This window comes from Paenibacillus herberti (genome assembly GCF_002233675.1).
Classification (GTDB): Bacteria; Bacillota; Bacilli; order Paenibacillales; family Paenibacillaceae; genus Paenibacillus_O; species Paenibacillus_O herberti.
This window is the reverse complement of sequence record NZ_NMUQ01000001.1, coordinates 467,696-480,196: the sequence shown is the minus strand read 5'-3', so window position 1 is coordinate 480,196 and position 12,501 is coordinate 467,696. Positions and strand designations below refer to the sequence as shown.

At 49.9% G+C, this 12,501-nt stretch carries 11 protein-coding genes; 4 read left to right on the top strand and 7 right to left on the bottom strand.

The features are described 5' to 3' along the window. Positions 1-13 precede the first annotated feature (13 nt). From CGZ75_RS02270 to CGZ75_RS02255, 4 genes are all read right to left on the bottom strand, one after another. Positions 14-1,372 (bottom strand): diaminobutyrate--2-oxoglutarate transaminase, encoded by a 1,359-nt coding sequence (locus CGZ75_RS02270; protein WP_089522678.1) that lies wholly within the window; start codon positions 1,370-1,372, stop codon positions 14-16. Positions 1,373-1,387: 15 nt separating this feature from the next. Beyond that, positions 1,388-2,380 carry an ATP-grasp domain-containing protein gene (locus CGZ75_RS02265; protein ID WP_089522677.1) on the bottom strand — a complete coding sequence of 331 codons (993 nt, stop codon included), beginning with the start codon at positions 2,378-2,380 and terminating at the stop codon, positions 1,388-1,390. Positions 2,381-2,572: 192 nt separating this feature from the next. Further along, complete coding sequence (locus CGZ75_RS02260) at positions 2,573-3,361, bottom strand: IucA/IucC family C-terminal-domain containing protein (protein WP_245850668.1); 789 nt, start codon at positions 3,359-3,361, stop codon at positions 2,573-2,575. A 16-nt stretch (positions 3,362-3,377) separates the two neighbouring features. Next, complete coding sequence (locus CGZ75_RS02255) at positions 3,378-4,175, bottom strand: ABC transporter ATP-binding protein (protein WP_089522676.1); 798 nt, start codon at positions 4,173-4,175, stop codon at positions 3,378-3,380. A 162-nt stretch (positions 4,176-4,337) separates the two neighbouring features. Here CGZ75_RS02255 and CGZ75_RS02250 point away from each other — a divergent pair, with 162 nt between their 5' ends. The 4 genes from CGZ75_RS02250 (at position 4,338) to CGZ75_RS02235 (ending at position 8,615) form a co-directional block, all read left to right on the top strand. Then, positions 4,338-5,072: a hypothetical protein gene (locus CGZ75_RS02250; protein ID WP_089522675.1), complete on the top strand. Its 735-nt coding sequence runs from the start codon at positions 4,338-4,340 to the stop codon at positions 5,070-5,072. A 134-nt stretch (positions 5,073-5,206) separates the two neighbouring features. Continuing rightward, positions 5,207-6,481 carry a stalk domain-containing protein gene (locus tag CGZ75_RS02245; protein WP_176444647.1) on the top strand — a complete coding sequence of 425 codons (1,275 nt, stop codon included), beginning with the start codon at positions 5,207-5,209 and terminating at the stop codon, positions 6,479-6,481. A gap of 83 nt (positions 6,482-6,564) precedes the next feature. Next, positions 6,565-7,578: a FecCD family ABC transporter permease gene (locus CGZ75_RS02240; protein ID WP_089522673.1), complete on the top strand. Its 1,014-nt coding sequence runs from the start codon at positions 6,565-6,567 to the stop codon at positions 7,576-7,578. After that, a complete protein-coding gene (locus tag CGZ75_RS02235; RefSeq protein ID WP_089522672.1) occupies positions 7,575-8,615 on the top strand; it encodes a FecCD family ABC transporter permease in 1,041 nt (346 codons plus the stop codon). Before CGZ75_RS02240 ends, CGZ75_RS02235 begins: the two co-directional genes overlap by 4 nt. Before the next feature lie 74 nt (positions 8,616-8,689). Here the strand turns inward: CGZ75_RS02235 and dnaJ are convergent, their stop codons facing one another. From dnaJ to grpE, 3 genes are all read right to left on the bottom strand, one after another. After that, complete coding sequence (dnaJ, locus tag CGZ75_RS02230) at positions 8,690-9,817, bottom strand: molecular chaperone DnaJ (protein ID WP_089522671.1); 1,128 nt, start codon at positions 9,815-9,817, stop codon at positions 8,690-8,692. 138 nt (positions 9,818-9,955) lie between these two features. Further along, a complete protein-coding gene (dnaK, locus tag CGZ75_RS02225) occupies positions 9,956-11,788 on the bottom strand; it encodes a molecular chaperone DnaK (protein ID WP_089522670.1) in 1,833 nt (610 codons plus the stop codon). 76 nt (positions 11,789-11,864) lie between these two features. After that, on the bottom strand, positions 11,865-12,497 hold the full coding sequence (gene grpE / locus CGZ75_RS02220) for a nucleotide exchange factor GrpE (protein WP_245850667.1): 633 nt from the start codon (positions 12,495-12,497) through the stop codon (positions 11,865-11,867). Between the last annotated feature and the right edge of the window lie 4 nt (positions 12,498-12,501).

The following is a 12,501-nucleotide window of genomic DNA, read 5'->3' as shown; positions in this document are numbered from 1 at the left end:
ATAGCTGCAGCCCTTAGTGAGCAACTCGGCTCTCCTCGACGGCCTCCATGACCGACTTTTCAAAAATGGATAATACCTCCGCCGTTTCGCTGGCCGTGATCGTAAGCGGTGGCAAGAAGCGCAGCACAGCCGAATGTCTGCCGCCGGATTCGATAATAAGTCCATTCGCAAAACATCTGTCCTGGATTTTGGAAGCAAGCTGTCCGTTCGGTAAATAATGTCCCAGACGATCAACTTTTCCACGCGGGTCAACGAGCTCCACGCCAATCATCAGCCCTCTGCCGCGCACATCGCCGATCTCTTCATACTTCTCTTGCAGCCGGTTAAGAGTTTCAAAAAACTGTTTACTGCGTTCGTTTACATTATCCAGAACCCGGTTTTCCCTAATATAAGCAAGCGTAGCCAGACCCGTTGCCATACCAAGCTGATTGCCCCTGAAGGTTCCTGTATGCGCCCCCGGTTGCCACTGATCCAACTCTTCTTTATAAATGACAACCGACATCGGCAAACTGCCGCCAATCGCTTTGGAGCATACAATAACATCAGGCACGATGCCGGCATGCTCAAATGAAAACATTTTGCCGGTCCGGCCAATGCCCGTCTGAACCTCGTCAATAATGAGCGGAATGCCTCTCTCGGCCGTTATCCGCCGCAATTCCTTGAGCCATTGGATATCCGCCGGAATCGAACCGCCCTCGCCTTGAACCGTCTCCACGATGACACCGCAAGGCTCGGCAATGCCGCTCTCGACATCATTCAGTAGATTCTCGATATATTGAGCGCTGATCTCGGCCGTCTTGCCGTTGCCAACACCGAATGGGCAGCGGTACTCATAAGGGAATGGAAGGAAATGAACATTAGGCAGCAAGCTTTGCAGATTGGCTTTTTTACTCAAATTGCCGCTCATGGAGAGAGTCGCTTGAGTGGAACCGTGATAGGCGCCCTGGAAGGCCAAAATTGCCCCGCCCTTTGTAGCGTTTTTAACGAGTTTGATTGCAGCCTCGACAGCGTCAGCTCCTGTAGGACCGCAAAACTGAATTTTAGCGGTATGTTTGAGCTCATCAGGCAGAATCGCAAAAATCTCGTTCATGAATTCCACCTTAAGCGGTGTGGCCAAATCCAGCGTATGTAACGGAATTTGCTGATCCAGCGTCTTTTTGATTGCTTCGACGACGACATCATGATTATGACCAAGCGCCAAAGTACCGGCTCCAGCCAAGCAATCGTAGTAGGACTTTCCATCCATATCCGTAATTATCATACCTTTGGCCTTATGGATGACCAGCGGAAAACGGCGAGGATACGATCTTGCCTGGGACTCCCTTTCGCCTTGCAGTTGCAGGTAGTCTTGCTGAGTGCTGATAGACATCATATTTGAACGCTCCTTTTAATCTCTGAATAAATAGTTCAAGTAGAGCTTGACCACATCGTTAGAATCATGATCAAGAAAAAGATAGGGATCAACCATATCCGGCAATGCATTCACTTCAAGGATTCCGCCATTGGCTTCATCTAGCGGCGAAGCAATGTCCTGGCAACGAATATCAATTCCAGCGACATCCAGCTGTAATGCCGCGGCAGCTTCAACCGCTGCGTGCAGGATAGCCGGGCTGCTTTCCTTTGAGCGATCGATCACAATCTCGCTTATCGTATCCACCGAAATGCTGCTTGCTCCATATAGCTCCCAGCGCTCTTCCCGCTGCAGCACACTCCAAGGGGTCAAGCCTCTCGTTTTCAAGTGGGCTTGGAACGACTTCGAATCGCAATCAAACGGCTGAAAGGAACTTTTTTCCCCGTCACTGTTTCTTCTCAGCTGCGCGGTGTTCAATCTATCGATGAGCTGCCGGATCGTTGATTCCCCGTCTCCGACGATGAAGGCTGGCACATATTCCAAAACACCAGCGGCCTGCCCGCCTATGACTAGAATCCGGTAATCCAACCCCGACACGTATTGCTGGAGCATCACTCTATCGCTGTATCCAAGAGAATTTGTTATCGCTGCTTCCAACTCGTCGCTGCCCGTGACGCGAAGCGTAACACCCACACTGTTGCTCGCATCCAGTGGTTTAACCACGATGGAGCGATGTCTCTCCAAAAAACGGGTAGCTGCATCATTGAATTCAGAAACAACAAGATAATTCGGAACAGACAATCCTCTTCTTCTGAGCAGCAGATTGGAAGCTTCCTTGTTTTTAGCCAGCAGCCCCGACATTAACGTCATTTGATGGGATCGGGTTTTATTGATAATTAGATGTTTGTCCCTGTAGGTAAGCTCTAGGAACTCTTCGCTTCCAGAAATTAAAGGCTTGCAGCCTATGCCCATTTCTACAGCTTTTTTATGAATGAGCCGATTCTGCGCATTCTGATAGCGGTAATTCATTAAAACTGCTCCTCCCGGGAACTAAGTATATTAATAACCCTCCTTTTAATTGATAATGATACTCAGTATCAATTACCTCATTCAGCATAATGAGCTATCCCTAAATTGTCAACAGAGGAATTAAAATGAAATAAAAAAGCCTTGTTTCCAAAAAGAAACAGGGCCTCCCTATACTTGTATGTGTTGTATGAATCAAATTACGCTCTCAGGAATGAGCTCATGTTTTATTTTGGGACATGATGAGCAATAATCCTCGGGTTCATCCGAAGCCTGATAGTAATAACAGCATGTTTTTCGAATGCGAATTGGTTTTTCCGACCCAACTGTTGCGACTTTAGGACCATAAAAAGTAGCAAGCGGATTTTTCTTTTCGCCGAACAAATGGGCGGGAGCTTGGACAAGATAGCTTAAATCCTCGCGCAGGCGAGCCTGCTGCTCCTCCTGGAGTCCCTCCAAAAACTTATTCTCATAGAGCCAAAACACATAAATAGCTGTATTTTCCCAGAGAACGGCCTTGGACATAGGAACAAAACGGGAAATCGCATCCCATACCCGGCTTAGATTATGCTCAAATATATGGTTAATTACCCCATCACGCCATTGTTGCCGCGCGTTCGGTTGGGGGCTAGTGACTTCCATATTGGCTAGTCGAGCTTTGGGCAGCCATGCGTGACCCTGTCTCTCGGATTCGATATGGCAGTTCTCAAGACAGTAATCCAAGCCCTTATCAAACACACTCATCGCGTAAAGCGATGAAGCAACAACGAGATAGCTATACCTTTTACCAAATAGAGAAGCGTTGGCCATTAATGTCTCGGCCTCGAATATTTCACCGGTCTTAGTCAGATATTCTAGGCATTTGTCCCGGTTCAGCAAGTCCATGGAAGGAATAGAAAAAGTCCTGTCCTGCGATGTCTCCAGTGTTAACCGGTACTCTCGCATCAACAGCTCCATCTCTTGCTGCTCATAGTTGAAGGCCATTTGTTTACCCCGTTCTCTATTCAGATATCGTTCTTCCCTTGCCATGAGGAACACATAGCGGTGTTCCATACAGAGGATCCATGATTACATCCGCTTTAAGATTGAAGACAGCTTTAATCATATCTGAAGTCACCACTTCTTCAGGCTTGCCTTCGATATAAACCGCCTGCTTGTGAAGGGCAACTACATGATGGGCATAACGACAGGCAAGATTCAGATCATGTAGTACAACTACAATCGTCCGACCTTCCTCCTCATTAAGCTGGTAAAGCAAATCAAGCACCTCGATCTGGTGCGTCAAATCTAAATATGTTGTCGGCTCATCCAAAAGCACGATCTCCGTACCCTGTGCAAGCACCATCGCGATCCAGGCCCGTTGACGTTGTCCGCCAGAAAGAGAGTCCACTGGACGCTCGGCCATCTCGGTGAGCCCGGTTTTGCTCAGAGCATTCCATACCTCGCGCTCATCATCCTTGGACCATTGCTGCAGCCAGGTTTGATAAGGATATCTGCCCTGTTTCACCAGTTGAAGCACCGTCAGCCCTTCAGGTGCGGTCGGACCTTGCGGCAATAACGCCATTCGTTGCGCAACCGTCTTCGTCGGCAATGAAGCGATGCTGTCTCCCTCGAGCAGCACGCTGCCCGCCTGCGGCTTAAGCAAACGGGCCATCGTCCTCAGCAAAGTGGACTTGCCGCATCCGTTGCTGCCGATCAACGCCGTAATTTTCCCTTTATCAATGGACAAATTGAGATCTTCAAATACGTATTGATTCCCGTACATTACTGACAAACCGCGAGTTTCAAGAGCGTTCAATATGCTCAACTCCTTTATCTCCATCCAGAATAAGGTAGTGCCTCTATCTTGTCAATGATAATGAGAATTGTTATCAAAAAAATGATTGATAATCGCTGCCGCATCTTCTACTATATTTAAGATGCTAATATATGCCAACAGATCATACTAGGAGGAGTCATCTTGAAACGAGTTTATACCCTTACCATTGTCGCCATTGCGGCAGTGTCGCTGATAGCAGGCTGCAGCGCATCCTCATCATCCGACCGCTATGCGAGTACAGACAAGTCGTCGACCGCGACTGCTGAAACATCGAACGAACAATCTCCCTCTGTAGAAAGCACCCCGCCGGATGCTCTAACGAGTCCCGCACCATCTCCGTCAGCAAGCCCTGCAGCGGAAGCTCAATCTGGCACGACAACCTCACCTACAACTTCACCGACGTCGTCTCCCTCTACCGAGCCTTCGGCATCCCCTACTGCTAAACCGAATGAAAAACCGAGTCCGCCCCCAAAAGCTGCAGATGCCAAAAAAAGCAACGAGTCCATAACAAAAGCAGCAACGGGTTCAATTATGAAAAAAGATGCCGCCCCTTCCTCTTCCGATAAAAAAAAGCATGAAACATTAAACAAGTCCATTGAAGAAGCTCGTTCACTGATCAAGCAATTGAAGCAGGATGCCGAGGACGGCGACGATGTTAAAGCAAAAGAAACATCCGCTCAACTAATAAAAGCCTGGGACAGCATGAAATCGGATGTCAATGAAGCCAGCTCCGAGATGCATGACTTCATTGGGACAAAGATGGACGGGTTCGATTCTATTCAAAAAGCAGAGACCGTTGACCATAAAGCACTTCTGCAGCTAGATTATGAGCTTTATCAAGCGTTCCGACAATTGGCTGAACAAGTCGCTCAATAATGAAGTCCCTCTCTTCCATTATTTATAAATTTAAATGTTGACAATCTTATACAATGTAGGTTATAACGATAATGATAATCGTTATCAATAAAAGCCATACACTCACTCATCTTGAAAGGTGGATTCTTGTTTTTATGATAAAGTCCCGTTTTCGCGCTATTGCTTTATCTCTTTCCTTCCTCGTCGCTGCCGTCTCCGTCCCTGTAAGTGCATCAGCTGCTGCTGCTCCAATCAAAGTTACTGTTGACAGCAAGCAAGTAAGCTTCGATGTCCAGCCGAAAGTAATCAACGGCACGACAATGGTGCCTTACAGCGCAGTTGTATCAAAGCTCGGCGCTAAACTCAGCTTCAACTCGCAAAATAAAACACTCAAAGTAACTCGGGGCAACGCCACGATTCAACTGAAAATCAACAGCAGCCAAGCTACTGTAAACGGCAAAACCGTGGCCCTGAGTGCCAAAGTCGTTGAACAAAACGGCCGTACTCTCGTACCGCTCCGCTTCCTTGGTGAAGCATTCGGCCTGTGGGTGAACTGGAACGCGAGCAACAAAACCGTGGCCATTGATACAAAGAGAACCATTTCCCATGCAATGGGCAACACAACGCTGACCGCGGTACCAAAACGTGTCGTCGTGTTGGTCAACGGCATGATTGATATCTCGCTCACGCTTGGCGTCAAACCAGTAGGAGCAGTTGAGTCTTGGGTACAAGCTCCTTGGTATGATTACCTCAAAAAAGACATGACCGGCGCGAAAAGCCTCGGCAGCGAACTGCAGCCTAATCTCGAAGCCATTGTCGCTCTGAAGCCTGACCTGATTATCGGAGCCAAAACGCGCCATGAGAAAATTTATGGCCAACTGTCCAAAATCGCTCCTACACTGTACGTAGATCAACTCTTTGAATGGAAAGACAACATGGCTGTCGCAGCCAAAGCTTTCAACAAAGAAGACACCGCTCAATCGTTCATGAACGATTGGAACAAAAAGGTCGCGACCTTTAAAGCAAAGGTTGGTAGTGACGCCAAAAAAGAAGTATCCATTGTCCGCTTCTCTGATGACAACAGCGCCCGTGTATACGTCACCGGCTTCGCTGGAAGCATTCTGAGCGAACTTGGCCTGAGCCGTCCAAAAGCTCAAACCGAGGCAGGAAAGATCTTTATCGATATTGATTCCCAAGAACAAATTCCGCTTATGAACGGAGACATCATTTTCGACATTACGTCTGACAACCGTAGTGGTGATGAATTCAAAGTCCAGGAAGCATGGCAGAAAAATGCATTGTGGAGCAAGCTCACAGCTGTTAAAGACAAAAAATACTATAAAGTTAATGACGTAACATGGAGCTTGTCCGGCGGCGCCACTGCAGCAAAAATGGTATTAGATGATCTGTTCTTCTACTACGATATCTAATAATTGAATCACATAAAGATGCGCAAAAGAATGGGCGGTAATGAGCCCATTCTTTTGTATGTCACGGAACTGGGGCGGTATATATGGAAAGCTTATCCCTATCTAATACGTCAAAAGGCGTAGGTCTGGTTGTCGGATTACTGCTCCTTATCGCATGCATATTCATAAGCATGGCCTATGGAACGACACCGATCCGCTTGTCTGATGTCTTCTACTCCTTTACCCGCTACGATGAAAACTCAGATGCTCACATTATCGTGCAAACATCGCGAGTTCCAAGAGCCTTCATTGCGGCTGCGGTTGGAGCTTGTCTTGCCGTATGTGGCACTCTTATTCAAGGACTGACGAGGAATCCACTCGCCGATCCCAATATTCTAGGCATTAATTTCGGAGCTTCCTTTTTTATCGTGTTTGCTGTAACCGTGTTATCCATCTCCTCTCTTCCGGTATTGACCGCAGTTTCCTTTGTCGGCGCTGCATTAGGTGCCGCCGCAGTATATGCACTTGGCTCGCTTGGAAGAGATGGCTTGACGCCATTAAAAATCATTTTAGCGGGGGCCGCGTTAGGAGCCCTGTTCTCCTCGTTCACGCAAGGACTTCTTGTACTCAACGAGCAAGGGCTGAATGATGTCATCTTCTGGCTTACTGGCTCTGTCGCCGGAAGGTCTTTCGAAATGCTGCAAGCGGTATTGCCAATTATGGCAATCGGATGGATCGGCGCATTCGCCGTTGCTCGTCACATGAATGTGCTGACAATGGGAGAAGACACCGCACAAGGGCTTGGCCAACGAACCGTTGTTGTTAAGCTGATTGTAGGCTTGATTATTGTGGCACTTGCTGGAAGCTCCGTCGCCATCGCAGGACCGGTCGGATTCATTGGTTTGATTATCCCTGCCTTCGCGCGTTTCTTCTCGGGAAGCGACTATCGCTGGATGATTCCCTACAGCGCCGTGCTTGGCGCAATTCTCGTTCTACTAGCTGATATAGCTGCACGCTTCGTCATTCAGCCGGAGGAACTTCCTGTAGGCGTCATGACCGCTATTATCGGTATTCCCGCCTTTATTCTCATCGCCCGCAAAGGGGGGCTTAAATCATGAAGCAATTCAGGCCGGTTCGTTTTGAACGTGTCCCCGTTTCATTTGTACTCCATAAAAAAGCTCTGACGACAACCATTGTCCTAGCTATAGCTTGTATCGTTGCGATGCTGTTAAGCACCTCACTCGGGGATATGCGCATCCATCCTTTGGATGTGTTAAAGGTGATTTTTGGCGGCGGTACTGCGGAACATCAACTCGTCGTTGAAACGCTTCGTTTACCGCGTATTGTAGCCGCTTTTCTCGTTGGTACTGCGCTCGCTGTTTCGGGGGGCATCCTGCAAGGAATTATTCGAAATCCGCTTGCATCGCCGGATATTATCGGCATCACCAGCGGAGCCTCGCTGGCCGCTGTTCTATTCATCAGCTTACTCGGAAATATGGTCAGCATCGTCTGGCTGCCGGTAGCCGCAATGATCGGGGCTGGCTGCACAGCTATTCTCGTCTACACTCTTGCCTGGAAAAAGGGTGTAACTGCCATTCGGCTCGTGCTTGTCGGGATTGGCATTAATTTTTTGTTAGGCTCAGCCGTGAAGGTTATTCTGCTTAAAAGTCCTATCTATACGGCCTCGCAGGCGTATGTTTGGTTGACTGGATCTGTTTATGGCACCGATTGGGGAATCGTCATGCTCATCCTCCCATGGGTAGCCTTCTTCATCCCTCTTTCTCTTATCTTCGCAAAAAATGTAAATATTCTTCAGCTTGGAGATGATATGGCTGCAGGTGCGGGAAGCGCCATCCAGCGCCAGCGCTTTACCTTGCTCATGATAAGCGTCGCTCTCGCGGGCGCGGCAGTGTCGGTGGGCGGAGCCATTTCCTTTGTCGGGCTGATTGCTCCCCATATTACACGCAAGCTCGTCGGCTCTTCATTCGGCGGCATGCTGCCGATATCGGCCTTGATTGGCGGGCTGATCGTCGTTCTCGCAGATACGATCGCTCGGACGGTCTTTCTCCCCTTCGATGTTCCCGTTGGAGTGTTTACTGCCGGCGTCGGCGCTCCCTTTTTCATCTATCTGCTCTATCGCAATCGCCATGCTTAATAAGGCTGACAACAACAAAACAGCTGCCGACTCCTGTAAAGGAAGTCGACAGCTGTTTTTTGTAGCAACTGTTATCAGTCGCCGCGGAAAGCTTTTTTCATCCGATCAAAAATGCTTTCGTGATGCTCCTCGGAATCCGTTCCGACGGAAGTACTGCCGCCGAGACCGCCAAACTGGCGGAGCAGATCCTTCTGCTCATCCGTCAGCGAAGTCGGAGTGACGATAGTCACTTTGACATGCTGGTCGCCATTGCCATAGCCACGAAGCTTAGGCACACCTTTGCCTTTGAGACGGAAATACGTGCTGGTCTGCGTACCTGCAGGAATCTTCAGCTTAACCTTTTCCGTCAGCGTTGGAATCTCGATCTCGTCTCCAAGCGCAGCTTGTGCAAACGTGAGCGGAACCTCGCAGTAGATGTCGTCGTTTTCGCGGTCGAAGAACTCATGCGACTTGACGCGAAGAACGATGTACAAGTCGCCGTTCGGGCCGCCGCGTGTACCGCCCTCTCCCTCGCCGTTCAGGCGAATTTGAGCGCCCTCGTCGACGCCAGCCGGGATGCGCACGGTGATGCGACGCTGCTTTTTGACTTTGCCGGCGCCATGGCAATTGCTGCACTTGTCCTTGATAATCTTGCCCGTACCGCTGCAGTTCGTACAAGCGCGACGATTGACCATACGGCCAAAAGGCGTGTTCTGTACAACTTCTTGCTGTCCAGTTCCCCGACAGACGGAGCAATTTTCCGGTTTCGTGCCTGGTTTGGCGCCAGAACCGTTACAAGGATCGCAGTTCTCGGTACGCGGAATTGTAATTTCGGTCTCTTTGCCGAATACCGCTTCCTTGAACTCAATTGTCATCGTATATTGCAGATCATTGCCCCGTTGCGGGGCATTAGGATCACGCCGGCCTCCACCGCCAAAGAACATATCAAAAATGTCCCCGAAACCACCAGCGTCTTGGCCTCCGCCTCCGCCGAACTGGTTCGGATCCACATGTCCGTACTGATCGTAGATACCGCGTTTCTGGTCGTCGCTCAAGGTGTCATAGGCTTCTTTGACTTCCTTGAACTTGCTCTCCGCATCGGCTCCCTTGTTGACATCGGGATGATACTGGCGAGCTAGCTTGCGGTATGCTTTCTTGATGTCCTCTGCCGAAGCACCCTTTTCTAACTCAAGCACCTCGTAAAAATCGCGTTTATCCGCCAACCTCTGTCACCCCCATGAAAATACCGGTCTACATGCAACAACCGCCCTCTCCCTCCTGACGCCCCGGCGGAAAGCCGGAGCGCTGCTCGGAATAAGGCGGAGCTGCTTAGGTCTCGCTATATATCTATCGTACCTTTTTTACTTCTTATCGTCCACGACTTCATAGTCGGCATCCACAACATTGTCGCGTCCGCCCGCGTTGCCACCGGCTTCGCCAGCACCGCCCTGCTCAGCTTGAGCCGCTTGCTCATAAAGCTTAACGGACAGCTGCTGTACGATTTCGGTCAGCTCGTCAGTTGCTTTTTTGATCGCTTCCAGATCATCACCAGCAACGGCAGTTTGCAGAGATTCCTTCGCTGTGTTCGCTTTTTCGATCTCACCTGCGTCTACTTTGTCGCCCAGGTCTTTCACCGTTTTATCAACGGAGTAGATCAGCTGGTCAGCATTGTTTTTAGCCTCGACGAGATCCTTGCGATTACGGTCTTCCTCAGCATGCAGCTCGGCGTCCTTCATCATGCGCTCAACTTCTTCATCGCTGAGGCCGCTGGACGATGTGATCGTAATTTTTTGGCTTTTGCCAGTGCCTTTGTCCAGAGCGCTAACGTTAACGATACCGTTGGCGTCAAGGTCGAACGACACTTCGATTTGCGGGATACCGCGTGGTGCCGGAGGAATGTCTCCCAGCATGAAGCGTCCCAGCGTTTTGTTGTCGCGAGCCATCGAGCGTTCGCCCTGCAGCACGTGGATTTCTACGCTTGTTTGGTTGTCCGCATACGTCGAGAATACCTGGGATTTGCTCGTCGGAATCGTTGTATTGCGCTCGATCATTTTAGTGAACACGCCGCCAGCTGTCTCGATACCGAGGGACAACGGAGTTACGTCGAGCAGGACAACGTCCTTAACATCGCCAGTCAAAACGCCGGCTTGCACAGCAGCGCCGAGAGCAACGACCTCATCCGGGTTAACGCCTTTATGCGGCTCTTTGCCGGTCAGCTTTTTGATCGCTTCCTGTACGGCAGGAATACGGGTGGAACCGCCAACCAGAACGACCTTCGTGATTTCACTTGTGGACAGGCCGGAATCGCTGAGCGCCTGGCGTGTCGGTCCAAGCGTGCGCTCTACAAGTGGAGCAGCCAGCTCTTCGAATTTGGCGCGAGTCAGGTTAAGCTCCAAATGCTGAGGTACTCCGTCAACCATCGTGATGAACGGCAGGCTGATCGTTGTTGTCATAACGCCGGACAGCTCTTTTTTGGCTTTCTCAGCCGCGTCTTTCAGACGTTGCACAGCAGCTTTATCTTTGGACAGATCGGAGCCATGCTCCTTCTTGAACTCGGATACGATATGATCGATGATAACTTGGTCGAAGTCATCGCCGCCAAGGCTGTTATCACCGCTCGTCGCTTTAACTTCGAAGAAGCCGTCGCCAAGCTCTAGGATGGACACGTCGAACGTGCCGCCGCCAAGGTCATAGACCAGAATCGTTTGATCTTCGGATTTCTCCAGACCGTAAGCAAGAGCAGCTGCCGTTGGCTCGTTGACGATACGCAGCACTTCCAGACCCGCGATTTTACCCGCATCCTTCGTCGCTTGACGCTGGGAGTCATTGAAGTAAGCCGGAACTGTAATAACCGCTTGAGTTACCGTTTGGCCAAGGTAAGCCTCAGCGTCGGATTTCAGCTTTTGCAGGATGATGGCGGAAATCTCTTGTGGTGTGTAATCCTTGCTGTCGATCGTTTCTTTGTGATTCGTGCCCATATGGCGCTTGATCGACATGATCGTGCGATCTGGATTCGTGATTGCTTGACGTTTCGCCGTCTCGCCTACAACGCGCTCTCCGTCTTTCTTAAAGCCTACAACGGAAGGAGTCGTGCGGTTACCCTCCGGATTCGGAATAACGACAGCTTCGCCGCCCTCCATTACTGCTACGCAGGAGTTGGTCGTTCCAAGGTCAATGCCAATTACTTTACTCATCGTATAGTCCTCCCTAAATTAACCGTAATTGTTCCTATAAGTATAACCTGTGTATCTTAAAAGCAGCTTAAGCGTTTCAGCCGCTTACTTTGACCATTGCTGGACGAAGCACTTTGTCTTTAAGCGTGTAACCCTTCTGAAGCTCTTCTACGACAGTGCCTTCCTCATGCTCATCCGACTCCACCGACATAACCGCTTGATGGAATTCAGGATTGAAGGATTGACCGACCGTATCCATCGCCTTCAGCCCTTCCTGCTCCAGCACGCCCTGCAATTGGCGGAAGATCATGTCAACGCCCTTGGCGAGCGATTCAGAATCACCGGTACCAGAAGCGGCAGCCATCGCACGCTCGAAGTTATCAACGATCGGCAGCAATTGGGTCAGCAGCTTCGAGGAAGCGTATTGGCCCAGCTCTTCTTTTTCCTTTTGGGTGCGGCGACGGAAGTTATCAAAATCCGCTTGCGCGCGTAAAAAGCGCTGCTGATTATCCTCAGCCTGACGGACCAGCTCCGCATAACGCGGATCTTCCTCGTTCTCAGATGCCTGATCTTCGCTGTCGACGCTCTGGGACGCGTCTTGTACCGCTTCTAACGGCTCGCCGCTTGCAGCAGCAGTAGCCTGATCGACTGTTTCCGGATCCGGGGAGAGAATATCCTCCGCTTCCGTGTGTTGGTTCTGCTCATCTATCGTATTCTTTTTGAAGTCCAAGCAT

Bases quoted from the DNA above. Each gene is read 5' to 3' on its own strand.
- CGZ75_RS02240 (WP_089522673.1), top strand. From the start codon at position 6,565: ATGGAAAGCTTATCCCTATCTAATACGTCAAAAGGCGTAGGTCTGGTT.
- CGZ75_RS02245 (WP_176444647.1), top strand. From the start codon at position 5,207: ATGATAAAGTCCCGTTTTCGCGCTATTGCTTTATCTCTTTCCTTCCTC.
- CGZ75_RS02265 (WP_089522677.1), bottom strand. From the start codon at position 2,380: ATGAATTACCGCTATCAGAATGCGCAGAATCGGCTCATTCATAAAAAA.
- dnaK (WP_089522670.1), bottom strand. From the start codon at position 11,788: ATGAGTAAAGTAATTGGCATTGACCTTGGAACGACCAACTCCTGCGTA.
- CGZ75_RS02235 (WP_089522672.1), top strand. From the start codon at position 7,575: ATGAAGCAATTCAGGCCGGTTCGTTTTGAACGTGTCCCCGTTTCATTT.
- CGZ75_RS02260 (WP_245850668.1), bottom strand. From the start codon at position 3,361: ATGGCCTTCAACTATGAGCAGCAAGAGATGGAGCTGTTGATGCGAGAG.
- CGZ75_RS02270 (WP_089522678.1), bottom strand. From the start codon at position 1,372: ATGATGTCTATCAGCACTCAGCAAGACTACCTGCAACTGCAAGGCGAA.